We start from the raw sequence: 24,336 nt of genomic DNA, 5'->3' as shown, positions 1-24,336 counted from the left end.
TCGCCCGCTATCATTCCGAAATAATCTTGACTTTGTCGCCCGGTGCAATGTTTGCCCCGGTTGGCAGGGCGTTTATCAGCTTGAACAGGTCGAGCTTGCGGTCGGTGCCCATCATGCGGGCAGCGAGCGTGGTGATCGTATCGCCGGGCTTGACGGTGACGACGCGAACACGCAGCGGCTTCAGCGAGGCCGCCTCTTCCGGAGTCATATGCCGGAAGCTTGCGCGCAGCACATTGGCCGTCTGATCGAGCTGGGCGATATTTCCCTTAGGCACCGCCGTCAGGAAGCGGAAGATCTGGGTACGGTCGCGGATGACAGTCACATCGAAATCCCAGCGATCGGCCGAAGCGCGTGCCGTGGCGGCCGGCATGCCGTTGACCGTGATCGACCTGATCGAGGAAGGATCGAGGCCGGTGACCCAGCCGCTGGAAATATAGTTCGTCAGATTCTGATTCTGGGTATCGGCAACGCCGTCGAAGCGGATGGCGATGTCGCCCGGGCCGGTCGCCATGACGGCTTCGACCTTGTTGTCGATACGGAAATCCGGCGGTACGTCGAAGCGGATGCCAAGGCCGCCATGCAGGAAGGTCTGGCCGCGCACATAGCCTTCTTCAGGGCTGTCGCCATAAAGCAGGCCATCGATGCCGTTGAGATAATAATCGCGGCCGATGTCGCCGACCTTGCCTTCTTCGCCGAATTCGCGCGCGTGAGCCTTGGCAAGGTCGATACGCTGCGGCGTGCTCGGATGGCTCGAAAGGAAGTCCAGGCTTTGGTCCACGTCGGAATTGGCCGACATGAAGCGACTATAGTCTTCCATCGCGTTCAGGAAGCGCGCGGCGGCATAGGGATCGTAGCCGGCCTGGCCGAGTGTGCGGATGCCGATCTCGTCGGCCTGGAGTTCCTGCTGGCGTGAGAAGGCGGCAAGACGCAGCTTGCCGCGGGCAAGCGCCTGCTTGCCGGCCAGATCGCTCGACAGGACTTCCGAAACGACGCGGCTGGCGATGACTTCGGCTTCTTCGCGCTTCTGCCGCTCGATGCCGTGATTGGCTGTTACGTGCGCCATCTCGTGCGACAGCACCGCGGCGACTTCGGACGCATCATTAGCAAGCGCCAGAAGGCCGCGGGTTACATAGAGATAGCCCCCCGGCAGCGCAAAGGCGTTGATCGAGGGAGAATTGAGAATGGTGATGCGGTAGGACTGCTGCGGATTTTCCGACACGCTGGTCAAGGCGCCGGCGATGCGGGCAACGAGCCTCTCCGTCTTGGCATCCTTGTATTCGCCGCCATAGCTTGCGAGGATACGCGGATGTTCGCGAGCGCCCATCTGCGCGCGAGGATCGTTCTTCTGCACTTCAGAAACGATCTGCGGATTGGCGGAGGGCGAAACGCTCGGCTGGTAGGATTGATCCAGCACCGTCTGGCAGCCGTTCAATATCGCCGCGGCCGTAAGGACGGGGACAAAGCGGCGCAAACGGGCTGCGACGGTCGCATCGATCCTTCGTTGTGCTCGCTTGCTCTGCTTCAGGACCTGCATCCTACTCATTTCGCTGCCATGCCGGCTCGGCGCCAAATCCGGTTGATCCTTACCGGACCGATCATCGTCGTGCGCCGATAAAGATTATTTCAGCCCCCACCGATCCGCATTTACCCGGACGGTCTCCACCCCTTGCTGTAGCCGATTTTCGCACCGGTTGCATAGCGAGACTCCGTTTAAATGTGGCGGCGTTGTATTTTAGCAAGCATTTCCGAGGACTTTCAGCCGCTTCGCTAGACGAAATTAAGGCAAAACCGGCAGCAAGATGCTGCGACGCAATCAATGTTGCAGAAATGTGGTCAGTGCCGGAATGCTGCCCGCCTCAAGGAAGGTTTCGATGGGCGCGGCGAGCTTGATCGTGCCGCCGTCGATGAAGATGGCGTGGTCGGCAAGGCGCCGTACTTCGGCCGGATCATGCGAGACGATCAGCACAGTATTGCCGGTTTCGCGATGCAGGGTTTTCAAAAGTTCGACCATTCCGGAGCGCAGGCCGGGATCGAGCGCGGCAAAAGGCTCGTCCAGCAACAGGATCGGCTTATCACGCACCAGAGCCCGAGCGAAGGCGGCACGCTGCCGCTCGCCGCCGGAGAGCGTTCCCGGCTTGCGCGTCTCGAAGCCGGGCAGTCCGACACGGGCCAAGGCCTGCGAGACCCTTTCCCGGTCCTCTTTCGAAAGCTTCAATGACGGGCTGATGCCGAGGCCGACATTGGTGAAGAGGTCGAGATGGGCAAAGAGATTGTTGTCCTGAAAGACCAGCGACACCGGCCGTTCGGCGGGATGCAGGCCGCTTACATCCTGCCCGGCAAGCAGGATGCGGCCGCGATCGGGCTGCTCGAAGCCGGCCAATAAATTGAGAAAGGTGGATTTGCCGGATCCCGACGGTCCAGTGATGGCGATGATCTTGCCCTGTGGCAATGCGCAGTCGAAGCGGAAGTCATGCGTGCCCAGGCGCAGCTCGACCCCTTCCATGGCAATCTCTCCTGCCTTCATGCTCCTGCCGTCAGTCATTTCGCCTGCTTTCGTCATTTGGTGCGCTCTGGCCCACCGTCCCGGCTATGGTCAGGAGAAGGCATACCAGGCCAAGGATCAAGGCATATCCGTCGGCGTCGTTGGTGCGGTAGCTGCCGAGCTTGCTATAGACCAGCCAGGGCAGGGTCATCAGACTATCGGAGCCGAAGAGCGCGACGGCGCCGAGATCGCCGAGCGACAGGGCCATGGCGAAAGAGAGCGCCGTGAAGAGCGGTTTGCGCAGACCGGGCCAATCGATCATGCGCAGGCGCGCAATGCCGTGAAGGCCGAGGCTTGCCGCCAATCGTCCGGTGCGGCTGACATGGACTGTATAGGCCGGCTCGATGACACGAATGACGAAGGGCAGCGCCATCAGCGCATTGATAACAATGATGAGGACGGCTGCAAAGCGGCTGGGATCGCCCAATGGCCTGAGCGCCAGGAACCAGCCGGTCGCCAGCACGATCGGCGGTACCAGCAGGATGAGAGAGGAGCTTGCGACTAGTGCGAGGGACAGACCGCGCAGACCAAGGGTCTTTCGGCGGTCTGCCGCTGAGCGGGCGCGAATGATCGCAAAGGATATCAGCACGGCGAGAAATCCGGCGGCAAGCGAGATTGCAAGACTCGTGAATGCCGCCTGCAGGAAGATCGGCTGGGCGACGAGCTTCAGAAGATTTGCTTCCAGACCGGTCACGACGATCGAAGCGAGGGGCATGCCGAGAAAGAGTGTAGCGGCCACCAGCAACGCGGCATCGCCGAATCGCGCAGCCATTCCCTGACCATCGATGCGGCGCAGAGCACGGCCACCCGTGAGCCCGTGATCGTCGGGGGCGTGAAACAGCGTCATGGCGCCCAGCACAAGGAGTGTGACGGCGATCTGCAGCAGCGACAGCATGACGGCGCGCCCGGGATCGAAATCGAAGCGGAGCGCCTGATAGATCGCCACTTCCAGCGTCGTTGCGGCTGGGCCGCCGCCGAGGATCAAAACCAGCGTGAAGCTGGTGGCGCAGAGCATGAAGATCAGGCCGGCAATGCCGGGAATAAGGCCGCGCAGGATAGGCCATTCGATGAAGCGGAAGACCGAGGCGGGCCGCATGCCGAGCCCGCCGGCCACAAGCCAATATTCCGCCGGCACGCGTTCCAGCCCGGCAAGCATCAGCCGGCAGGCGAGCGGCATATTGAAGAAGACATGCGCAAGCAGAATGCCAGCCAGGCCATAAATGCTAACTGGCTGTGACAGGCCGAGTGCCGATAGCGCCTGATTGATGAGCCCCTGCCGACCCCAAATGCCGAGCAAGCCGAGCGCGCCGATCAGCACAGGTAGGCCCATCGGCACGGCCATCAGCCGGATGAGCCAAAGCCGGCCGGGAAAGCGCGGCTGGCGCGCCAATGCGCGCGCGACCGGAATGGCGAGCACAACGGAGAGGAGCGTCGAAAGCACCGCCTGCAGCAACGTGAAACGCAGAACGCGCAGCAAGTAGGGATCTGCCAAGGGATTGGTGCCGCCGGACTCGATGCCGGCGGCAAGCAGGACGAGCACGGCGATCCCGACGAAGAGCACGATGCCGGCAAGGCTGACTGCCCCGCCTGAAATAGCGCCTCTTCGCTCGGGTGCCGTAAGTATGATCAAGGCGTCAGTTGCCGCTGGTGGCGGTCAGCCATTCGTCGATCCAGGCCTTACGGTTCTTGTCGACGTCGGCGGGGCTCATCAGGAAGGTCTTCGACGGCACCACGAGCTTGTTAAAGGCGTCCGGCAGTGGCTCCGAAGTGGCTGAAACCGGCATCATCCAGTTGCTTGTCGGAATGATGTCCTGGAAGCCTGGAGAGATCATGAACTTCAGGAAGTCCCGGGCCAGGTCCTTGTTCGGCGAGGACTTGACGAGGCCGGCGACCTCGATCTGGATATAGTGCCCTTCCGAGAAGGCGGCTGCCTGATAGCGGTCGGTCTTGTCCTCGATCATGTGATAGGCAGGCGACGTCGTATAGGAGAGCACCATCGGCGCTTCGCCCTTTGTGAAGAGGTCATAGGCTTCCGACCAGCCGGGGGTGACGGTTAGGATGCGGCCCTTGAGCTTTGTCCAAGCATCGGCGGCCTTGTCGCCATAGATCGACTTAACCCAGAGCAGCAGGCCGAGACCCGGCGTCGAGGTGCGCGGATCCTCGATGACGATCTTCTGATTGGGATCGCCCTCGACGAGATCCTTCATGCTCTTGGGGGGATTCTTAACCGTTTGGCTGTCATAGATCACGGCGAAATGGCCGTAGTCGTAGGGCACGAAGACGTCATCCTTGAAACCGCCGGGAACCTTGAGGGCCGAGGTATCGACGCCGCTGGCATCGAAGAGGCTGGTATCCTTCGCTTCATCTATGAGATTGGTGTCAAGGCCGAGAACAACGTCGGCCTTGGTGCCCGTCCCTTCCAGCTTCAGGCGGGAGAGAAGTGCAACACCATCGGTGACGGCGACGTAATTGACCGTGCAGCCGCAGGTCTTTTCGAAGGCTGCCTTGATCTTGGCGCCCGGACCCCATTCGGCGGTGAAGCTTTCATAGGTGTAGATGGTCAGGGTCTTGTCGGCTGCTGCGGCAGGCTGTGCGGCAAAAAAGGTCGTCCCGGCGGCAAGGGCCAGGCCGGCGAAGAGTGACAATAGCGAGCGGTGTTGCATGACGGCGCCTCCTTTTTGGTTTCATTTTGAAAGGGAAAGGGCGCCATGATTTCGTCACGCGTCTAATCCCTCCGCCGGTGTTAGCCGGATCAGGTTCCGCGGGTTGGCCGGTGAAAGCCTCTCAGCCGAAATGTCCGAAGGACATAAGGCACCCCGTTAGAGCATGGGCAGATTTAATCTCGTGACGGAGGGATGACAAGGGAAATGATTCCCTTGCCGATTGCAGCATGACAGATTTACTCGGCGGCCTCCGCGACCGCCGGACTTTCGAATTTCTTCGCGGCACCTGGGAGCTGCACATTCTTCAGCGTCAGCGCCGTCAAAAGGCCGAAGAGGCAGATGCTGGCGGCGGTCATGAACAACGGGCTGAAGGCGCTCGCATAGGCGTTGGCCACGGCCTCGCGGGTAATCTCGGGCAAGGCGGCCATCATCTTCGGCGTCAGCTCTTCAATGTTGGATACCCCTGATATGGAGACGCCGACATTGCCGAGCTTGGCAGCAATGATCGCGCCGTAGATGGAGATGGCAATCGAGGCGCCGCCCATGCGCGACAGCGTGACGGCGCCGGTCGCAGCGCCGACGTCACGGGCAGCCGCTGCATTCTGTACGCCGATGACAGGCACTTGCTGGGCAAGGCCGATGCCGATGCCATGCAGCAGCATCAGGCTGCCAATGAGGACGACTGGCGTGCCGGCATGGACGAAGGCAAGCGAAGCGAATGCGATGGTGCTGCAGCTGGCGCTGGCAACGGCAAAGGGCTTGTAACGGCCTTTGGCCGCGATCAGCCGACCGGCGGAAAGCGAGCCGCAGACGATGCCGCCGGTCAGGAGTATGAACAGCAGCCCGGCCATGGAGGGCGAAAGGCCTGTCGTCGTCTGCAAGAAGAGCGCAAAATAATTGACCATGCCGATGGCCACGGCGCCGCTGGTGATCGAGATGATCAGCAGAAGGCCGAATGTCGGGTTGCGGAACAACGTCATCGGAACGATGGGCTCGGGTGCGCGACGCTCGATGAAGACCCAGGCGATAGCGCAGACGATGCCGAAGGCGATGATGCCCAGGCACTGTGGCGACAGCAGAGATCCGAAGAGCTCGCTGCCGTCAGCTGCAAGCACGATGCTCGTCGTCGTCAGGGCAAGGACGACGGCACCGGCATAATCGATCTTCGGGCGGCGGGCCGGCTTGCGGTAGGGCAGCATGAAGGCAAGACCGGCGAGCACGATGAAGCCGATCGGCACGTTGACGAGGAAGATCGAACGCCAGCCGAAGAGATCGCTCATCGTGCCGCCGAGAACGGGACCTATGGCGCCGGAAGCCATGAGCACCAGGCTCGAATAACTCTGATAGCGAGCGCGTTCCCGCGGCTCGAAGAGATCGGCGTTGACGGCGAAGATCGAGACCATGATGCCGCCGCCGCCGAAGCCTTGAAGGACGCGAGCGGCGATCAGCGTGTTCATCGAGACGGCCAGGCCACATACGGCGGAGCCGACCGTGAAGATCGCGATCGCCGTCATCATCACGTACTTACGGCCGAAGAGATCGCCGAGCTTGCCATAGACGGGCATGACGGCGGAAAGCGAGAGAAGATAAGCCGAGCCAATCCAGCCGAAGCGATCCAGATGCCCGAACTCGCCGACGATCGTCGGCAGTGCCGTCGAGACGATCTGATTGTCGAGCGTCGCCATGAACATGGCCGTCATCAGAAACAGGAAAAGAATAAGCCGCCGTTTGTGATCCGCCACGAGCGGCGTGAAGCTTGTCTGCATGTCCATGGAGCAAGGAACCCGAACTGGGCCGGAACGCTGCGCTATCGAGCGAATGCGCGGGACGCCCGGTCTTCATGGAAGAAGATATGTGCTATTAGCATATAATTGTCAATGGCAGGTGAATGCCATTTGCATGTTTTGTTTCTCCTCGACCTCTGCTATGCTGAAGGGATGACATCTGCGACGAATACAAAAGATATCGAAGTTCCAACGCTGGCCGAAGACGAGAAGTTTCTGCGCATCGGTCAGGCGATGATGCGCATGCGCTTGCTGACTGGCCGTCGCATGATCGGCAGGCTCGCCATTCAGAACGTCGCCCCCGGGCTCGAGCTTTCGCATCTCGATGTACTCGATGTCGTGCGGCGGGCGGAAGATACGGGCGAGGTAACGGTCGGCACGATTGCCGAGCTGTTGCGCATCGATCCCTCGCGCGCGAGCCGCATCACTGCCGACATGGTGGCACGTGGTGTGTTGCGCCGAAAGGCATCGCAGGCGGATGCGCGGCGTATCGTCGTGGTGCTGACCGCCCTCGGGCAGCGTTTGCTGTCGGAAATCCAGGTGCAGAAATACGCCGTTATCGGGAGCATCTTTGCCGATTGGTCGCCCGAGGACATTGAGAGCTTTTCGTTTCTGTTCGATCGCTACGTCAGCGGCTACGAACGTGTCGTCCAGGCTGCCATAAAGGAAACGACCGAGTAATCAGCCCGCCTGGGCTGTTCCGGTAAAGCCGCTCTTCCCTAGGCATATGACTTTGCGCTATGGGCTTGCCTCATGAGCCAGTCCACCACCTTCACCATCCTGCTTGGCGGCGAGCTTCGCCTGACGGAGCGATTGCGCGCCGCGGTTTCCGACAGCCGTTTCATCGCAGCCGACGGCGGCATGCGCCATGCGCTCGCGCTCGGGGTGGAGCCGGAGCTGTGGGTCGGCGATTTCGATTCCACGCCTGCCGATCTCCAGGGGGCCTTTCCGAACGTGCCGAAGCAGCCCTATCCGGCGGCCAAGGCAGCGACGGATGGCGAGATCGCCGTTTCGGAAGCGATTGATCGCGGTGCCACGAGACTGATCCTGGCGGGCGCCATGGGTGGCGAGCGGTCCGATCATGCGATCCAGCATCTGCTATATGGTATCCAGCTCGCCGAAAAAGGCTTTGACGTGCTGCTGACATCGGGTGACGAGGAGGCGATGCCGCTTCCGCCGGGCGATCTCTCGCTCGCGCTGCCGGCCGGTTCTCTGTTTTCGGTTCTCGGTTTCAGCGATCTCACGGGTCTCTTCATCGACAATGCCCGTTATCCCTTGCGCGATTTTCATTTGCCCTTCGGCGCATCGCGCACCATTTCCAACGTAGCGGAAGGCGATGTGCGCTTTTCGCTCGGCAGCGGCAGGGCGATCGTTCTTGCCCGCCCTTATGATCTTTCCGGAGTCTGATCTTGGCCCCTCCCATTCTGAAACTCGACGACATCTTTCTGAGCTTCGGCGGTGCGCCACTGCTCGCAGGTGCCGGCCTGCAGGTGGAGCCGGGCGACAAGATCTGCCTTGTCGGACGTAATGGTTCGGGCAAGTCGACGCTCCTGAAGATCGCCGCTGGTCTCGTCGAGGCGCAGTCGGGCGAAGTCTTCCGCCACCCATCGTCGACAGTGCGCTATCTCGAGCAGGCGCCCGATTTTGCCGGTTACAAGACGGTCGCGGCCTATGCCGAAGCCGGCCTTGGGCCTGGCGATGATCCCTATCGCGTCACCTATCTGCTCTCTCATCTCGGTCTGACCGGCGAAGAGGATCCGAAGAATCTTTCCGGCGGTGAGGCGCGCCGTGCGGCTCTTGCGCGCGTTCTGGCGCCCGAGCCGGATATCCTGCTGCTCGACGAGCCCACCAACCATTTGGACTTGCCGACGATCGAATGGCTGGAAGGTGAACTGCAAAAGAGCCGCAGCGCGCTCGTGCTGATCTCGCACGACCGGCGTTTCCTGGAGAAGGTTTCGACCGCGACCGTCTGGTTGGATCGCGGCACATCGCGCCGGCTGGACAGAGGATTTGCTCATTTCGAGGCCTGGCGCGATCAGGTGCTGGAAGCCGAGGAGCTGGAGCAGCACAAGCTCGGCAAGCAGATCGAGCGCGAGGAGCACTGGCTGCGCTACGGCGTGACGGCGCGACGCAAACGCAATATGCGCCGGCTCGGCGAGCTGCAGGACATGCGTTCGCGCTATCGCGGCCACAAGGGCGCTTTGGGCACGGTACAGGCGGCTGCGTCTGATGCACAGGAAAGCGGCAAGCTGGTGATCGAGGCGGACAAGATCACTAAGGCCTATAATGAGCGGGTCATCGTCGCACCTTTTTCGATCCGTGTGCATCGCGGCGATTGCATCGGTCTCGTCGGCCCAAACGGTGCCGGCAAGACGACGCTTCTGAAGATGCTGACCGGGCAGCTGGAGCCGGACAGCGGCACGGTCAAGCTCGGCACCAATCTGGAGATTGCAACGCTCGACCAGAAGCGCGAGGAGCTGAACCCGGAGGATACGCTTGCTAACTACCTGACGGATGGCCGCGGCGAGAACCTGCTCGTCAATGGCGAGCAGCGGCATGTGACCGGCTATATGAAGGAATTCCTGTTCCAGCCGGAGCAAGCGCGCACTCCGATCAAGAATCTTTCTGGCGGCGAACGCGCGCGGCTGATGCTGGCCCGTATCCTGTCCCGGCCGACCAATCTCCTGATCCTCGACGAACCGACGAATGATCTCGACATCGAGACGCTCGATCTGCTGCAGGAAATCGTCTCCGGTTTCGCTGGCACGGTCATCCTCGTCAGCCACGACCGCGATTTTCTCGATCGCACAGTGACCTCGACGATCGCGCCCGCCGATCCGGAAGAGCCCGATGGCCGCTGGATCGAATATGCCGGCGGCTATTCCGACATGCTCGCCCAACGCAAGGGAGCGATTGAGGAACGGAAACGGGCTGAAAAGGCGGCGGAAAAGCCGAAATCGGCCGAAGCTGCAGCGCCGGCTGGCGACAGCTCAAAGGGCAAAGGCAAGCTTTCCTATAAGCAGAAATTTGCACTCGAAAACCTGCCGAAGGAAATGGCCAAGGCGGAAGCCGAGATTGCCGCCCGCGAAAAGAAAATGGCCGATCCGAACCTCTTTTCCAAGGATGCCGCAACCTTCAACCGCCTTGCTGCGGAGATGGAAAAGCTGCGCGAAAGCCTTACAAAGATGGAAGAGGAATGGCTGGAGCTCGAAATGCTGCGCGAGGAGCTGGAGGGCTGAGGCTCATATTGGCTCATCCTATGCGCGTCTTTACTAGCAATAAAAACAATCGGTTGCGCTCGGTCGCGACCATTCATTCCCTGTTGTCGAATCCGATAAACCGTTTATACATAAACGCATGTTGCCGGACCACGCTCCGGTTGATACCCCCGGGCCGGTGCGGCCCGTGGCGCATGTTGGGGAAGTCCGAAGCGACCTGATTTCACTGCGCCTGACGGCGGCGGGTTCTTCGTGGAAAGTTGCAGATAAATTTCGTGAGCGTACCGTGATGACGGCGCCTGCTGCCGCATGCGGTTTTTCAAAGGGGGCTTCATGCCGATGCTGCCGCGTGCCGTCTTGTTGAGCTGTGCAATTGTCGTTTTCTCGAGCGCCCAGGCGCTTGCGCAAGGTGCGCCGCCAGCACCGCCCGTTACAGTCGCCAAGCCTGTGGTTCGCGATGTCGTCGATAGCGACGAGTTCATCGGGCGCTTCCAGGCGGTCGATGAAGTTTCCGTGCGCTCGCGCGTCGGCGGTTACCTGCAGGAGGTGCATTTCCAGGATGGCGCTATCGTCAAGCAGGGAGATCTGCTTTTTGTCATCGACCAGCGGCCCTTCATCACCACGCTGAACGAAGCGACGGCCGCGTTGGAAGTGGCAAAATCATCCCTGACGCTGGCCGATGCGCAATATAAGCGGGCGGAATCCCTGTCGACGACGGGCAGCCAGTCGGCTTCGACGCTCGATGATCGACGTCGTGATCTCATTTCGGCGCAGGCGAATGTGCGCGGCGCGCAGGCGACGGTCGATCGCGCCAATCTGGACATGGATTTCACCAGGATCACGGCGCCGCTCAGCGGCCGTATCGACCGGCGCCTGATCTCGGTCGGCAACCTCGTGCAGGCCGATCAGACCGTGCTGACGACCATCGTCTCACTCGATCCCATCGATTTCTATTTCGATGTCGATGAACGCCGGCTGCTTTCCTACGCCGATGAGGCCCGCAAGAATGGCAGCGCTCTGCAGCAGGGCGGCGGCGGTCTCGATGTAGCCGTGACTATCGCGGACTCTCGCCAGAAGCCGTTCAAGGGCAAGCTCGACTTCGCCGAAAACCGCGTCGATAACGAGACCGGAACGATCCGCGTCCGCGCCCGCTTCCCCAATCCCAATCTTATCCTGCAGCCCGGCCTTTTCGGGCGCGTCCAGGTGCAGGGATCCAACACCTACAAGGCGATCCTCGTGCCGGACGAAGCCATCGGTTCGGATCAGAACCAGCGCGTCGTCTATACCGTCGATCCCGCCGGCAACATCACACCGAAATCCGTGCGTCTCGGGCCGAAACTCTACGGCTATCGCGTCATTCGTGACGGCATGACCGGCGACGAAACGATCGTCGTCAACGGGTTGATACGCATTCGGCCGGGCGTCAAGGTAACGCCGCAGCTGATCGAACTGCCGCAGCAGGCGACGAATGATGAGCCGCCGGCCCAGGCCGATGCACAGGGGACAAGCCAATGAGGTTTTCCCACTTCTTCGTCGATCGGCCGATCTTTGCATCGGTCCTATCCATCGTGCTGCTGATCGTCGGCGGCATCGCCTATTTCCAGCTGCCGGTGGCGCAATATCCCGAAGTCGCGCCGCCGACCATCGTCGTGCGCACCTCCTATCCGGGCGCCGACGCACAGACGATTGCCGATACGGTGGCGACGCCCATCGAGCAGGAAATCAACGGTGTCGAGGATATGCTCTATATGTCCTCCTATTCGAGCGCCGACGGCTCCATGGCGCTAACCATCACTTTCAAGCTCGGCACCGACCTCGACAAGGCGCAGGTGCTGGTGCAGAACCGCGTTTCCATCGCCGAACCCCGCCTGCCGGAAGACGTCAGGCGCATCGGCATCACGACGGTCAAGAGCTCGCCCGACTTGATGATGGTCGTGCATCTCCTCTCGCCGAACAATCGTTACGACCAACTCTATATTTCCAACTATGCCCGTACGCGCATCCGCGACCTTCTCGTTCGTCTCGATGGCGTCGGCGACGTCCAGCTCTTCGGTGAGCGCCAATATTCGCTGCGCATCTGGCTGGATCCGGAAAAGCTTGCCGCCTACGGCATGACCGCCGGCGACATCGTTCAGGCGCTTCGCGATCAGAACGTACAGGTTTCCGGCGGTACGATCGGCGGGCCACCGGTATCCGGCACCAACGCCTTTCAATATACCGTCACCACGCAGGGGCGTTTTTCCGATGCGCGGCAATTCCGCTATGTCATCGTCAAGGCGACGGGCAACGGTCGTCTCGTGCAGCTGCAGGATGTCGCTCGCATCGAGCTCGGCGCGCAGGATTACGTCACGAACAGCTATCTGAATGGCAGCCCGGCCGTGGCGCTTGGCGTCTTCGCTCGCCCGGGCACGAACGCGCTTGATGCTGCCGCCGATATTCAAAAGACGATGGAAAGCCTTGCACAGGATTTCCCGCAGGGCCTCGAATATCGCATCATCTATAACCCCACGGAGTTCATCGCCGAATCGATTCATGAAGTCTACAAGACCATCTTCGAGGCGGCGATCCTCGTCGCCATCGTCGTGCTGGTCTTCCTGCAGTCCTGGAGGACGGCGATCATCCCGATTGTTGCCATCCCCGTTTCGCTGATCGGCACCTTCGCCTTCCTGCTCGCCTTCGGCTTCTCGCTGAACATGCTGACGTTGTTCGGCCTGGTGCTCGCCATCGGCATCGTCGTGGACGATGCGATCGTTGTCGTGGAAAATGTCGAGCGAAACCTTGCTCTCGGCATGACGCCAAAAGAGGCGTCGCATGTGACGATGAACGAGGTGGGTACGGCGGTTCTGGCAATCTCGCTGGTGCTGATCGCCGTCTTCGTGCCGACCGCCTTCATTCCAGGCATCTCGGGCCAGTTCTATCGGCAGTTTGCGGTGACGATTTCGGTCGCGACGGCGATCTCCTGCCTGAACTCGCTGACGCTTTCGCCGGCGATTGCCGCGATCGTGTTGCGCCCCCACAGCCATCAGAAATCCAACAATATCTTCGCGCGCTTCGGCCGTGCCTTGGGTGACGGGTTCAACCGCGGCTTCGAGCGGATGAGCAGCGGCTATTCGTGGATCATCCGGCACCTAGTGACAACGTGGACGGCGCTGGCCTGCGCACTTCTCGTCTTCGCGGGGCTGCTTGCGGGCACATGGTACATGGGTAGGATCGTCCCGCAAGGCTTCGTTCCAACCATGGATCAGGGCTATGCCATCGTTGTCGTCCAGCTGCCTGACGGTGCGTCGCTTGCGCGCACCAATGCCGTCATCCAGAAGGCGACTGACATCATCAAAAAGACGCCGGGCATCGAGAATGCCGTTGCCTTTGCCGGCTTCAACGGTGCGACTTTCACCAATGCCTCGAATTCGGGCGTCATCTTCACGCCGTTCAAGCCATTCGAGGAACGTCTGAAAACCGGAGATACGGCGACCAAGATCATCGGCCAGCTCTTCGGTAGCCTCCAGGGTATCCAGGAAGCCTTCATTATCGCCATTCCACCGCCTTCGATTCGCGGCGTCGGCAATTCCGGCGGCTTCAAGATGCAGATCATGGACCGGGAAAATCCGGACATGCGTCGCATCCTGCCGCTCGCCTATCAGATGATGGGTGCCGCCGCACAGAATAAGGGCGTCAGCGGCGTCTTTACCACCTTCTCCGCCAACAGCCCGCAATACTTCCTGGCGATCGACCGTGACAAGGCGCGCGCGCTCAACGTGCCGATCCCGAATATTTTCGAGACGCTGTCGATCAATCTCGGCACGTCCTATGTCAACGACTTCAATGCCTTCGGCCGCGTCTACCAGGTGCGGGCGCAGGCCGATCAGCAGTATCGCATGGATCGCGAGGACATCCTGGCGCTGAAGGTGCGCTCGGCAACGGGCGCGCTGGTGCCGCTCGGCACGCTGGTCGATATCCGCGACACGACCGGGCCGGCGCTCGTCCAGCGCTATAACATGTATGTCTCGGTTCCCCTGCAGGGCAATCCGGGGCCGGGCGTTTCCACCGGCACGGCACTCGACACCATGGAGGGACTGGCCAAGAACCTCTTGCCGTCGGGCACTACCTTCGAGTGGACCGAACTCGCCTATCAGGAGAAGCACACCGGCAATACGGCGATCTACATCTTCGCCCTGTCGGTCATCTTCGTCTTCCTGGCGCTGTCGGCGCAGTATGAAAGCTGGATCCTGCCACTTGCAATCATCCTCATCGTGCCGTTGGCCGTTCTGGCGGCATTGATCGGCGTGCACTTGCGGGGGATGGATAACAATATCCTCACGCAGATCGGACTGATCGTGCTGATCGGCCTTGCGGCCAAGAACGCGATCCTGATCGTCGAGTTCGCCCGGCAGGCGCAGCTCGAAGGAAAGAGCGCCGTCGAGGCGGCGATCGAGGCCAGTCATCTGCGCCTGCGCCCGATCCTGATGACGGCCTTCGCTTTCATCTTCGGCGTCGTGCCGCTGATGATCGCGACCGGTCCTGGCGCCGAAATGCGTCAGTCGCTTGGTACAGCGGTCTTCTCCGGCATGCTGGGCGTGACGCTGTTCGGTCTGTTTCTGACGCCAGTCTTCTATGTCGTCCTGCGCCGGCGGCGCAAGCAGGCGGAAGCCGCGCAGGAGCCTTCGGTCAACGATGCCGCAGCACAATGATATCTAACAGAGGAGAGGCCGAACGTTTCACGGGAACAGCTCGGCCTCTTTATCCGGCTGCTTTCAGGTAATGCCAGACGCAAAGCGGTTCGATATTCTTTCGCTGAATGCTTTATAGATGCGGATTGCGCGGCCGGTATTTCTTGACCAGCCGCTGATTGGTTTCTTTTGCGCCCGGCATGTTGGCGCTGAGATAGACGGGCGGATTGCCATCCCTGCAGAGTTCGGCAGCGACATCGGCGAAGATGGCGTTCAGCACCGTGGCGCCGACGGCCGTCGAGGCCGGCCCGACCTTCAGCTCCGTTCCCGGAAGCTCGATCATCGCGTCGCCGGGCGGCAGACCGTTGTCCAGCACGATATCGGCGATATCGGCGAGTTTTCTGCGTCCATTGGCGATGGCGGCCGAATAGGCGAGCGATGTGATGGCGATGACCGTTGCGCCGATCTCGCGGCCATAATCCGCCGCCTCGATCGGCGCGGCATTGACGCCGGAATTGGAGGCGATGATCAGCACGTCACCCGGCAGCATGCCGTAGCGCTCGAAGACCGGACGGATAAGGCCCTCGGTGCGTTCATAGACCGAGCTGATGACAGCGCCTTCATGCAGCATGGCGGAGCCCACGAGCACAGGAATTGTGAAGGCGAGGCCGCCGGCGCGATAATGCACCTCTTCGGCCAGCATGTGCGAATGGCCGGTGCCGAAGACATAGACGCGGCGGTCGGCGCGCGCGGCGGCACATATGGCCGCTGATGCCTTGGACATGGGTTCGGCCAGCGTCAGGCGCAGGGTTTCCAGCCGGCCGATGAGGGCGGAAAAATAGCTGTCCGTGACTGCGCTCATGCCGATCTTCCTTATATGCTGTGTCAGGCCGAAGCTTGACCGGAGATCCAGGTTTCGGTGACTTCGATGCCGTCGTTGATGTGAACGAGATCGGCGCGCATTCCCGGCGTCAAGTGGCCGCGATCCGCCAGCCGCAGGAAACGGGCGGGGTAAGAGGTCGCCATGCGAAGGGCCTCAGTTAGCGGCAGCTCGAGAATATTGACGCCATAGCGAATGGTGGAGGCCATATCGACATCGGAACCGGCAAGTGTCCCGTCATCAAGCGTCAGCTTGGAGCAATAGCCGCCCTTGGTGCGATAGACCGTGCGGCCATTCAGCGTGAAACTCGGAAGGTCGGTGCCGACGAGTGACATTGCGTCGGTGACGAAGAACAGGCGGCCCTCACCGCGCTTGGCGCGCAGCGCAACCCTGAGCGCAATCGGCTCGACGTGATGGCCATCGGCGATGATGCCGCACCAGGGGCCAGGATGGTCGATCGCTGCGCCGACGAGGCCGGGCGCGCGGTGGCCCATTTGGCTCATGGCATTGAAAAGGTGTGTAACGCCGCGCGCACCGGCATCGAAACGCGCATTGGCGGCCTCCGCGGTGCAGTCGCTGTGGCCGATACTGACGATGACGCCGCCTTCGGCGAGCGCCTGCACCTGCCGTTCCGTCACTTGTTCTGCCGCGATGGTGACAAGCAGCGTACCGATAGCCTCGCGAGCGCGGATGAAAGTTTTGACATCGCTGTCCTCGACCGGCCGCATGAGTTCGGCGAGATGCGCGCCTTTGCGGGCCGGCGCCAGATGCGGGCCTTCGAGATGCAGGCCGGCAACGCCGCGATTGGCTTTTACGGCTTCGATGGCCGCTTCGATCGCGGCTGTCGTTGCGGCTGCGACATCGGTTATCAGGGTCGGCAGCACCGATGTCGTGCCGTAGGGGCGATGGCCTGCGGCGATCATGTACATGGACGCGGGCGAGGGCTCGTCATTCAGCATGCGGCCGCCGCCGCCGTTGACTTGCGCGTCGATGAAGCCCGGAGAGAGGACGCCGCCATTCAGCTGAATGGTCTCGGCGTTCTCAGGGACATCATTGGCACCTGTGATCGCATGGATGCGGCCATTGCCGATCACCAGCGCGCTGTCTTCGTGAAACCGGTCGCCATCGAAGATGCGGGCGCCGGTAAAGACCTTGTAGTCCATCACATGGTCTCCGTTACCTTGAGAAGATTAGCCGGCTTGTCCGGATCAAAACCCTTGCGACGTGTTACCGACTCGATAAGACGATAGTAGCACAGCAGCGATACCAGCGGATCGAGCAGGCCGTTGCCTGTGGTCGGCATGCGCAGGTTGATGCCGGCGAGCGGCGCGGTGGAGAAGGAGACGGCGGTGGCGCCGAGCTTCTGAAGCCGTTCCAGCGCCTTTGCATTGTTGGCGAAGGCTGCGTCGTCGGGCGAGAAGGCGACGATCGGGAAGCCCGGCTGCACGAGGCGCATCGGGCCGTGCATGAGTTCGGCCAGCGAGAATGCTTCGGCATGAAGGCCGGCCGTTTCCTTGGCCTTTAGAGCTGCTTCCAGAGCGATGGCGAAGGCGGGGCCACGGCCGCCGGTATAAAGCGAGGAGGCGTCGAAGAGCACATCTTCAGCCGCTTTGCCGTCGATGCCCGAGGTGGCGGCAAGCGCTTCCGGCAGTTTCGCAAGGCCATCAACAAGCGCTTTATCCTGCGATACTGCGGCCGTGACGCCGGCAAGGGCGGCAACCGAGGCGATGAAGGATTTGGTCGCGGCGACGCTCTGTTCTTTGCCGGCGTTGAGGCCGAGCACGATGTCGGCCTCCTTGGCAAGCGGGCTGTCGGTGACATTGACGACGGCGATCGTGGTGGCGCCGCCCTTACTGGCAGCTGCTTGCATGGCGATGATATCGGGGCTGCTGCCGGACTGGGAGACCGTGAAGTGAATGCCGCCCTTCAGATGCAGCGGAGCGCCATAGACGGAGGCGATCGACGGGCCGACCGAGGCGACCGGGATGCCGCAGGAGATTTCGAAGAGATATTTGAAGAAGGTGGCGGCATGGTCGGAAGAGCCGCGCGCGGCAGTCGTGATCAGTGATGGACGACCGGTCGAGAAGAGCTTCGCGATCTCGGCGAAAGCGGGTTTTTCCTTTTCAAGCAGCGTCGCAACCACCTCGGGCGATTGGCCGGCTTCCGTCAGCATCAGGGATTGGGTCTCGCTCATAGGTCATCTCCAATTCTTAATTCAGCAACAAAATCATAGGCATCGCCACGGTAATGCGAGCGGGTATATTCAACGACGCGCTGGTCCGCGAGGCGAGAGACGCGCTCGATCAGAAGTGCAGGCGCTCCGGCCTTCACGGTCAGGATCGATGCGGATGTCGGATCAAGCGTCACTGCGGTCAGCCTCTGCTGGGCGCGCACGGGTTTGAAGCCTTTGGCGGCCAGAGCGTCGTAAAGCGATCCTTCCGATATGGCGTCCTCGCCGAGGAATTTGATGGGAACGACGGCGCGCTCGATGGCGAGCGGCTGGCCATCCGCCAGGCGCAGGCGGTCGAGCCGCAGCACAGGTTCATCGAGTCCGAGGCCCAGCAGAAAGGATTCTTCCGGCGCGGGTGCGCTGACAGTGCGGGACAGGATGCGCGCTGCCGGTTCGCGGCCGCGCGAGCGCATATCGGCTGAGAAGGAGGAGAGGCGCCAGAGCGGCTGCTCGATACGTTCCACTTGCTGTGAGACGAAGGTGCCGCTGCCGTGGCGGGATTCGATGACGCCCGAGGCGAGCAGGTCGCGATAGGCGGTTCTGACCGTGATGCGGCCGATCTGCAGGGCGCTCGCGAGATCGCGCTCGCCCGGAAGCGCCGTGCCCGGTTTCAGCAGGCCCTCCTGGATCAGACCCGTCAGCGCTTGTGCCAGGCGCTTGTACAGCGGTCCGCTCCCCGTCCCGTCGCCGAGGCCGCGATTGTTCAATTCGGCGATCAAACTGGTTCTATCCATAGCCATCACATAGAACCTATTTAGAACCAATTCACAAGGCGAATCTGCTGGTAGTACGAAAAAGAATCGGCCGGGCGATTTGGGACGCCCGGCCGATTTCCAAGTAAGCGGACCATGCCCGGCTTAGTTCTTGGTGAAAATGTAATCCGTTTCCTGCCGCAATACCTCGCCCGGGCGGAGCACGGCATTGGGGAAGCCTTCGTGGTTGATTGCATCGGGCCAAACCTGCGTTTCCAGGCAGAAGCCTGCAAACGGGCCGATCTTGCGGCCATCATGGCCGGGAACCGGCACGTCAAGCTTGAAGCCGGCATAGAATTGCACGCCGGGCTCGGTGGTGCGCACTTCGAGCGAGACGCCGGAATTGACGCTGCGGGCGAGCACGACCGAGCGTTTGGCGGTGCGCTCATTGGAAAGGCAGAAATTATGATCGTAGAGCGCCTGCTCGCTTCCTTCGAAGCGCTTCATCGGCGACATCTCGCGGAAATCGAAGGCGGTGCCTTCGACGGAGCGGATCTCACCGGTCGGCACCTGCTTGTCATCGGTCGGCGTGTAATGGTCGGCGGCGATCATGATATCGTGGCCAAGTGCATCGTCGCGGCCATCGAGATTGAAATAGGCGTGCTGGCAGACATTGGCGAGCGTCGGCTGATCGGTGGTCGATTCGTAGGTGACCGACAGTTCGCCATTGCCATGGACCCAGTAGGTCGCCTGGATCGTGCAATTGCCGGGATAGCCGGCACGACCATCGGGATCGACGATCTTCAGGACGACGCGGTCGGTATCGTGCTCGACGATGGTCCAGTTGCGCTTGGCGATATTGTTCTTGCCACCATGCAGGTGGGTGACGCCCTTTTCATTGAGCTCCAGCTGGTACTGCTTACCGTCGAGCGTGAAGCGGCCGGCGCCGATGCGGTTGGCGCAGCGGCCGGGCGTGGCGCCGAAATAGGAGGAGTGGAGGGGATAATCGGCGAAATTGTCGAAGCCGAGCAGCAGCGAGGGCTCGTGGCCATCAAGACGCAGATCCTGGATGACCGCGCCCCAGGACATGATATGGGCGGTCAAGCCGCCACCGACGATCTTGACGCGATAGACGGTCTCCCCATCCGCCGTCGTCCCAAAATGTTCCCGCTGCAAAGTGCTTTCCGTCATATCAGCTCATCCATTGCTTTTGAGTATGCGAGGTCAGACCCTGCCTCCATTCGTGCCGTTCCGCAACCGGTCAGAGGGCGAAATTTAGGGGCAGGCAGCAGCGGATCAAGGTCTGATTAAGCTCTGCCCATAGCTAGGCTAGCACGTTACGCTGTGAATGTGAGGCGCATAAGACAGGCGGTCGATTTCGTCCTGATCCGTTCGGCTTATCGTGAGTAGAGTTGGCTGTCCGTCTGCTGAAAAGCGCTCTGATCATTTGGTTCGACCCATCCGCTTTTTCGGTCTTCATGATCACCATCAACCTGTCGCCGCGAATGGCGAGAAGGATGTAGAACGCTTTTTGACTGTATTTTTCGACGTAGGAGTTCCAACGTCCCATGCCTGCCTCGTAGTTGGAATTTCCGTAGCTGCTCGTCTCGGCGGTGGCGCTCCAGCCGTTGTTCGTGCTGATCCTCATGAATCTGCCTTGCCTGATTATTCCCACACGGCATTTTTCACCAGAGCTGGCGCTGGAGTAGATTTGTTCCCATTGTCCGGAGAAGCTCCCTTCTTCGGATCTCGCCTGCTGTGAGACGAGCCAAATGGCTGCGATGAAGAGAAGCAATTTCACAGCGTGGCGCACGCACATCTCCACCGGCTTCCGCAGCGATTTGGGACGGTATCTGCTGTGCTTCTTTATCTACAAATGGTTGTGGTAATTTGGTGGCGCTGCGGCATGCAAATGCTGATCAGTCAGCGTGACAATTCCTTCGTCGCTCTTTCCAGCCCGCCAAGCGTGAGGGGATACATGCGGTCGCTCATCAGCCCGCGGATCATCGAGATCGAGGTCGTATGGCCCCAATAGCTTTCCGGCACCGGGTTGATCCAGATGCATTTGCGGAAATGGCCTGTCACGCGGCTAAGCCAGGCCTCGCCGGCCTCCCTGTTCCAATGCTCCACCGAGCCGCCTGGCTGAGTGATCTCGTAGGGGCTCATGGATGCGTCGCCGACGAAGACGACGCGGTAGTCGGGACCGAAGGTGCGGATGAGATCGGCCGTCGCCGTGATATCGACGCGCCGGCGGCGATTGTCCTTCCACACGCCTTCATAGAGGCAATTGTGGAAGTAGAAATACTCCATATGGCGGAACTCCGCGCGGGCGGCGGAGAAGAGTTCTTCGACCACGCGGATATGGTCATCCATCGAGCCGCCGACATCGAAGAACATCAGAAGCTTCACCGCGTTGCGGCGCTCTGGCCGTGTTTGGACATCGAGATAGCCATGTTCGGCGGTGGAGCGGATCGTGCCGGAAAGATCCAGTTCCTCGGCCGCGCCCTCGCGCACCCAGCGACGCAGGCGCTTTAGCGCTACCTTGATGTTGCGGGTGCCGAGCTCGACGCTGTCGTCGAGATTCCTGAAATCGCGCCGATCCCAGACTTTTACCGCGCGGCGATGGCGCGATGTTTCCTGGCCGATGCGCACGCCTTCCGGATTGTAGCCGTAGGCGCCGAAGGGCGAGGTGCCCGCCGTGCCGATCCATTTCGAGCCGCCCTGATGCCGGCCCCTCTGCTCGGCCAGTCGCTCGCGCAGCGTCTCCATCAGTCTGTCGAAGCCGCCGAGTGCCTCGATCTCTAGTCTTTCCTCTTCGGTCAGATGGCGCTCGGCAAGTTTGCGCAGCCATTCCTCGGGAATAGCGGCTGGCTCCACGGCTTCTCCATCGGCATTGCCGCCGATCGCTTCGACGCCGCGAAAGTAATCGGCGAAGACCTGATCGAAGCGATCGATGAAGCGCTCGTCCTTGATCAGCGTTGCCCGGGCCAGATAGTAGAAGGCCTCGACGTCATAATCGGCAATCCCTTCTTCCATTCCTTCAAGCAGCGAGAGGAATTCCCGGAGCGTCACCGGCACCTTCGCTTCCTTCAGTTTCAGGAAGAAGGGAATGAACAAGCCTCAAGTCCTTTCCTGGCCGATCTCCTCCAGATCATACGGCGTGGTCTGGTAGATCTCGTTGATCCAGTTGCCGAAGAACAGGTGCGCGTGGCTGCGCCACCGGTTCTGCGGAGGAATTTCGGGATCGTTATGCGGGAAGTAGTTGTGCGGCATCTTGATCGGCACGCCCGCATTCACATCCCGGAAATACTCGTCCGCCAGCGAGGTGGAATCATACTCCACGTGATTGAACATGTAGAGCCGGTTGCAGGCCTGTTCGTGCACGAGACAGACGCCCATCTCGCTCGAGTCCATCAGGATTTCCAGGCCAGGCACTTTTTCGATATCTGCGCGGCGCACTTCGGTCCAGCGCGACACCGGAATGGCGAAATCGTCGGAGAAACCGTTGAGATAGACCGAGGAGGGCTTCAGGTTCTGGTGGCGATAGACGCCGAAAGCCTTTTCCTTCAGCGTGTATTTCGGCACCTGGTGGAAATGGTAGATCGCCGCCATGGCGCCCCAGCAGACGTTCATCGTCGAATGGACATTGGTGGTCGTCCAATCCAAGATTTCCTGCATTTCCTTCCAATAGGTGACGTCTTCATATTCCAGCAGTTCGATCGGCGCGCCGGTGATGATGAAGCCGTCGAACTTGCGGTGCTTCACTTCTTCCCACGTTTCGTAGAAAGCAAGCAGATGCTCCTGCGAGGTGTTCTTGGCCTTGTGGCCGCCAACACGCACCAGCGAAAACTCGACCTGCAGCGGCGATGCGCCGACCAGGCGCGCCATCTGGATCTCGGTCTTGATCTTGTTCGGCATGAGGTTGAGAAGCCCGATCTGAAGGGGGCGGATATCCTGACGGAACGCCACCGTTTCGGTCATCACCCGCACACCCTCGTTCTGGAGGGTTTCAAACGCGGGGAGCGTATCGGGAATCTTGATGGGCATTGTTTCACTCGCCAAATACAAAAAAACCGGCCGCGATAAGAATCGCTACCGGTCCGCACGCGGCCCTTTAGCGACTTATTTAACGTGGCTGCAAGCCGGCCGGCCAAATCACCACGAGAGAAATTTCATAAACCCGACGTCTCCGCGGGTCAATGGGGCAAGGTCGCGATGGTTGGCGGCCGTGTTCTGATGTCCGTTCTCGCCTACAGACGGTTGAGAAGTGCGTCCATATCGTAGCCAAGGCGTTTGTGTGCTTCAGCTAGCGGTATCCAGAAAAAACGGAAGCAGATCGGCCCGCCGCCGCCAAACGGTTTCATCTCGAAATGGCGCCACGTGTCGGGTACTGTCTCCGGCAGATTGCAGCAGAAGTAGTGTCGCTGATGATGATAGGTGCGCCCTTCGCGTTCAAAGCGATAGTCATGCACGCCCAACTTGCGCAGAAGGCCCGAAGTGAGGCCCGTTTCCTCCTCGAACTCGCGTGCGGCTGCGAGCTCAAGATCTTCATCATCCTCGACCGTGCCGCCAGGAACCTGGAGCTGGACAGCGGGAAAATCTGGCTCATCGAAGACAAGCAGATGCCCATCTCGAACCGCATAGATCAGGACTTTCACGGCATCCGGTTGCATTCACTTCCCTTGCCCACGTGCCATGAAGGCCAGTCGTTCGAAAAGGTGCACGTCCTGTTCGTTCTTCAGCAGCGCGCCATGCAGTTTCGGCAATACGCTCTTTGCATCGGCGCGTAATGTTTCTGGATCGATATCGTCGGCAACCAGCAGGCGGATCCAGTCGAGGGCTTCGGAGGTCGATGGCTTCTTCTTCAGGCCCGGCACGTCGCGGATTTCGAAGAACTGCGTCAGCGCCGCGCGGACGAGCGTCTGCTTGATGCCGGGATAGTGCACCTCGACGATGCGCGTCAGCGTCTCCATGTCGGGAAAGCGGATATAATGGAAGAAGCAGCGGCGTAGAAAGGCGTCCGGAAGTTCCTTCTCGTTGTTCGAGGTGATGATGACGATCGGGCGGATCGCGGCCCGGATCGTCTCGCCGGTCTCGTAGACGTGGAACTCCATGCGGTCGAGTTCCTGCAGGAGATCGTTGGGGAACTCGATATCGGCCTTGTCGATCTCGTCGATCAGCAGCACGCACTTCGTCGGCGAGGTGAAGGCCTGCCAGAATTTGCCCTGGCGGATATAGTTTCTGACATCGTGAACTCTGATGTCGCCGAGTTGGCTGTCGCGCAGGCGGGAAACCGCATCATACTCGTAGAGACCCTGCTGGGCCTTCGTCGTCGACTTGACATTCCATTCGATCAGGTCGAGGCCAAGCGCGGCGGCTACCTGGCGTGCAAGTTCGGTCTTGCCCTTCCCGGGCTCGCCCTTTACGAGAAGCGGACGCTCCAATCTTATGGCGGCATTGACGGCGACCATCAGATCCTTGTCGGCGATATAGTCGGCAGTTCCCTGAAATTGCATCGGAAGGCTTTCTCAATCTTTCGAGCGCAAGCTAATTGCTGGCCTTATTCGGTTCAAGACGCGAAACCGTGTATATAGGAATGTGATCCCACCGATCTATTGCAAGGGTGGACATGAGGGCGGCTCATGATTAACTGACGGGAC

20 protein-coding genes and 2 riboswitches are annotated in these 24,336 nt (G+C 60.7%); of the genes, 5 read left to right on the top strand and 15 right to left on the bottom strand.

Annotated features, from left to right (window positions below; translation table 11 throughout):
* Positions 1 to 10: 10 nt before the first annotated feature.
* The 5 genes from ACYJRZ_RS22675 to ACYJRZ_RS22655 all read right to left on the bottom strand — a co-directional run bounded on the left by ACYJRZ_RS22675 (position 11) and on the right by ACYJRZ_RS22655 (position 6,977).
* Positions 11 to 1,534 carry a M48 family metalloprotease gene (locus tag ACYJRZ_RS22675; RefSeq protein ID WP_459462993.1) on the bottom strand — a complete coding sequence of 508 codons (1,524 nt, stop codon included), beginning with the start codon at positions 1,532 to 1,534 and terminating at the stop codon, positions 11 to 13.
* 279 nt (positions 1,535 to 1,813) lie between these two features.
* Positions 1,814 to 2,542, bottom strand: a complete 729-nt coding sequence (locus tag ACYJRZ_RS22670) for a thiamine ABC transporter ATP-binding protein (protein ID WP_459462764.1) — start codon at positions 2,540 to 2,542, stop codon at positions 1,814 to 1,816.
* Positions 2,535 to 4,169, bottom strand: coding sequence for a thiamine/thiamine pyrophosphate ABC transporter permease ThiP (gene thiP, locus ACYJRZ_RS22665; protein WP_459462991.1), 1,635 nt, complete (start codon positions 4,167 to 4,169; stop codon positions 2,535 to 2,537). The genes ACYJRZ_RS22670 and thiP overlap by 8 nt, the downstream gene beginning before the upstream one ends.
* Positions 4,170 to 4,176: 7 nt before the next feature.
* A complete protein-coding gene (gene thiB, locus ACYJRZ_RS22660) occupies positions 4,177 to 5,205 on the bottom strand; it encodes a thiamine ABC transporter substrate binding subunit (RefSeq protein ID WP_459462762.1) in 1,029 nt (342 codons plus the stop codon).
* A 49-nt stretch (positions 5,206 to 5,254) separates the two neighbouring features.
* Positions 5,255 to 5,371, bottom strand: a riboswitch (TPP riboswitch).
* A gap of 70 nt (positions 5,372 to 5,441) precedes the next feature.
* A complete protein-coding gene (locus tag ACYJRZ_RS22655) occupies positions 5,442 to 6,977 on the bottom strand; it encodes an MDR family MFS transporter (protein WP_459462760.1) in 1,536 nt (511 codons plus the stop codon).
* Positions 6,978 to 7,142: 165 nt separating this feature from the next.
* Here ACYJRZ_RS22655 and ACYJRZ_RS22650 point away from each other — a divergent pair, with 165 nt between their 5' ends.
* The 5 genes from ACYJRZ_RS22650 (at position 7,143) to ACYJRZ_RS22630 (ending at position 14,895) form a co-directional block, all read left to right on the top strand.
* Positions 7,143 to 7,670, top strand: coding sequence for a MarR family winged helix-turn-helix transcriptional regulator (locus ACYJRZ_RS22650; RefSeq protein WP_459462758.1), 528 nt, complete (start codon positions 7,143 to 7,145; stop codon positions 7,668 to 7,670).
* 72 nt (positions 7,671 to 7,742) lie between these two features.
* The gene (locus tag ACYJRZ_RS22645) at positions 7,743 to 8,396 is read left to right on the top strand and encodes a thiamine diphosphokinase (protein WP_459462756.1); all 654 of its coding nucleotides are present in this window, start codon (positions 7,743 to 7,745) and stop codon (positions 8,394 to 8,396) included.
* Positions 8,397 to 8,398: 2 nt separating this feature from the next.
* Positions 8,399 to 10,228 (top strand): ABC-F family ATP-binding cassette domain-containing protein, encoded by a 1,830-nt coding sequence (locus ACYJRZ_RS22640; protein WP_459462754.1) that lies wholly within the window; start codon positions 8,399 to 8,401, stop codon positions 10,226 to 10,228.
* Between the two features lie 312 nt (positions 10,229 to 10,540).
* A complete protein-coding gene (locus tag ACYJRZ_RS22635; protein ID WP_459462752.1) occupies positions 10,541 to 11,722 on the top strand; it encodes an efflux RND transporter periplasmic adaptor subunit in 1,182 nt (393 codons plus the stop codon).
* Complete coding sequence (locus ACYJRZ_RS22630) at positions 11,719 to 14,895, top strand: efflux RND transporter permease subunit (RefSeq protein ID WP_459462750.1); 3,177 nt, start codon at positions 11,719 to 11,721, stop codon at positions 14,893 to 14,895. Before ACYJRZ_RS22635 ends, ACYJRZ_RS22630 begins: the two co-directional genes overlap by 4 nt.
* A gap of 112 nt (positions 14,896 to 15,007) precedes the next feature.
* Here ACYJRZ_RS22630 and ACYJRZ_RS22625 read toward each other — a convergent pair whose 3' ends face one another.
* From ACYJRZ_RS22625 to ACYJRZ_RS22580, 10 genes are all read right to left on the bottom strand, one after another.
* Positions 15,008 to 15,736, bottom strand: coding sequence for an SIS domain-containing protein (locus ACYJRZ_RS22625; protein WP_459462748.1), 729 nt, complete (start codon positions 15,734 to 15,736; stop codon positions 15,008 to 15,010).
* Between the two features lie 23 nt (positions 15,737 to 15,759).
* Positions 15,760 to 16,917, bottom strand: a complete 1,158-nt coding sequence (gene nagA / locus ACYJRZ_RS22620; RefSeq protein WP_459462746.1) for an N-acetylglucosamine-6-phosphate deacetylase — start codon at positions 16,915 to 16,917, stop codon at positions 15,760 to 15,762.
* Positions 16,917 to 17,948 carry an SIS domain-containing protein gene (locus ACYJRZ_RS22615; RefSeq protein ID WP_459462744.1) on the bottom strand — a complete coding sequence of 344 codons (1,032 nt, stop codon included), beginning with the start codon at positions 17,946 to 17,948 and terminating at the stop codon, positions 16,917 to 16,919. The genes nagA and ACYJRZ_RS22615 overlap by 1 nt, the downstream gene beginning before the upstream one ends.
* The gene (locus ACYJRZ_RS22610; RefSeq protein ID WP_459462989.1) at positions 17,945 to 18,718 is read right to left on the bottom strand and encodes a GntR family transcriptional regulator; all 774 of its coding nucleotides are present in this window, start codon (positions 18,716 to 18,718) and stop codon (positions 17,945 to 17,947) included. The genes ACYJRZ_RS22615 and ACYJRZ_RS22610 overlap by 4 nt, the downstream gene beginning before the upstream one ends.
* 123 nt (positions 18,719 to 18,841) lie before the next feature.
* Entirely contained in the window at positions 18,842 to 19,867 is a 1,026-nt protein-coding gene (locus tag ACYJRZ_RS22605; RefSeq protein ID WP_459462742.1) for an aldose epimerase family protein, read from the bottom strand.
* Positions 19,868 to 20,000: 133 nt separating this feature from the next.
* The gene (locus ACYJRZ_RS22600) at positions 20,001 to 20,489 is read right to left on the bottom strand and encodes a hypothetical protein (protein ID WP_459462740.1); all 489 of its coding nucleotides are present in this window, start codon (positions 20,487 to 20,489) and stop codon (positions 20,001 to 20,003) included.
* Positions 20,490 to 20,599: 110 nt separating this feature from the next.
* The gene (locus ACYJRZ_RS22595; protein ID WP_459462738.1) at positions 20,600 to 21,793 is read right to left on the bottom strand and encodes a vWA domain-containing protein; all 1,194 of its coding nucleotides are present in this window, start codon (positions 21,791 to 21,793) and stop codon (positions 20,600 to 20,602) included.
* A 3-nt stretch (positions 21,794 to 21,796) separates the two neighbouring features.
* Positions 21,797 to 22,723, bottom strand: a complete 927-nt coding sequence (gene metA / locus ACYJRZ_RS22590) for a homoserine O-acetyltransferase MetA (RefSeq protein ID WP_459462736.1) — start codon at positions 22,721 to 22,723, stop codon at positions 21,797 to 21,799.
* A gap of 47 nt (positions 22,724 to 22,770) precedes the next feature.
* Positions 22,771 to 22,848: riboswitch (SAM riboswitch) on the bottom strand.
* Positions 22,849 to 22,926: 78 nt separating this feature from the next.
* Positions 22,927 to 23,349 (bottom strand): NUDIX hydrolase, encoded by a 423-nt coding sequence (locus tag ACYJRZ_RS22585; RefSeq protein ID WP_459462734.1) that lies wholly within the window; start codon positions 23,347 to 23,349, stop codon positions 22,927 to 22,929.
* Entirely contained in the window at positions 23,350 to 24,192 is an 843-nt protein-coding gene (locus tag ACYJRZ_RS22580; protein WP_459462732.1) for an AAA family ATPase, read from the bottom strand.
* Positions 24,193 to 24,336: the final 144 nt, after the last annotated feature.

Source organism: Rhizobium sp. No.120 (assembly GCF_054558365.1).
Note: the sequence above shows the minus strand (reverse complement) of the source record. Positions and strands in the feature narration are given on the sequence as shown.

Excerpts from the sequence above, each read along its gene's own strand:
- ACYJRZ_RS22585 (WP_459462734.1), bottom strand. The coding sequence starts at position 23,349 with ATGCAACCGGATGCCGTGAAAGTCCTGATCTATGCGGTTCGAGATGGG.
- ACYJRZ_RS22605 (WP_459462742.1), bottom strand. The coding sequence starts at position 19,867 with ATGACGGAAAGCACTTTGCAGCGGGAACATTTTGGGACGACGGCGGAT.
- ACYJRZ_RS22615 (WP_459462744.1), bottom strand. The coding sequence starts at position 17,948 with ATGAGCGAGACCCAATCCCTGATGCTGACGGAAGCCGGCCAATCGCCC.
- ACYJRZ_RS22630 (WP_459462750.1), top strand. The coding sequence starts at position 11,719 with ATGAGGTTTTCCCACTTCTTCGTCGATCGGCCGATCTTTGCATCGGTC.
- ACYJRZ_RS22610 (WP_459462989.1), bottom strand. The coding sequence starts at position 18,718 with ATGGATAGAACCAGTTTGATCGCCGAATTGAACAATCGCGGCCTCGGC.
- ACYJRZ_RS22670 (WP_459462764.1), bottom strand. The coding sequence starts at position 2,542 with ATGACTGACGGCAGGAGCATGAAGGCAGGAGAGATTGCCATGGAAGGG.
- ACYJRZ_RS22645 (WP_459462756.1), top strand. The coding sequence starts at position 7,743 with ATGAGCCAGTCCACCACCTTCACCATCCTGCTTGGCGGCGAGCTTCGC.
- ACYJRZ_RS22655 (WP_459462760.1), bottom strand. The coding sequence starts at position 6,977 with ATGGACATGCAGACAAGCTTCACGCCGCTCGTGGCGGATCACAAACGG.
- thiB (WP_459462762.1), bottom strand. The coding sequence starts at position 5,205 with ATGCAACACCGCTCGCTATTGTCACTCTTCGCCGGCCTGGCCCTTGCC.
- ACYJRZ_RS22625 (WP_459462748.1), bottom strand. The coding sequence starts at position 15,736 with ATGAGCGCAGTCACGGACAGCTATTTTTCCGCCCTCATCGGCCGGCTG.
- metA (WP_459462736.1), bottom strand. The coding sequence starts at position 22,723 with ATGCCCATCAAGATTCCCGATACGCTCCCCGCGTTTGAAACCCTCCAG.
- ACYJRZ_RS22650 (WP_459462758.1), top strand. The coding sequence starts at position 7,143 with ATGACATCTGCGACGAATACAAAAGATATCGAAGTTCCAACGCTGGCC.
- ACYJRZ_RS22580 (WP_459462732.1), bottom strand. The coding sequence starts at position 24,192 with ATGCAATTTCAGGGAACTGCCGACTATATCGCCGACAAGGATCTGATG.
- ACYJRZ_RS22675 (WP_459462993.1), bottom strand. The coding sequence starts at position 1,534 with ATGCAGGTCCTGAAGCAGAGCAAGCGAGCACAACGAAGGATCGATGCG.
- ACYJRZ_RS22635 (WP_459462752.1), top strand. The coding sequence starts at position 10,541 with ATGCCGATGCTGCCGCGTGCCGTCTTGTTGAGCTGTGCAATTGTCGTT.
- nagA (WP_459462746.1), bottom strand. The coding sequence starts at position 16,917 with ATGGACTACAAGGTCTTTACCGGCGCCCGCATCTTCGATGGCGACCGG.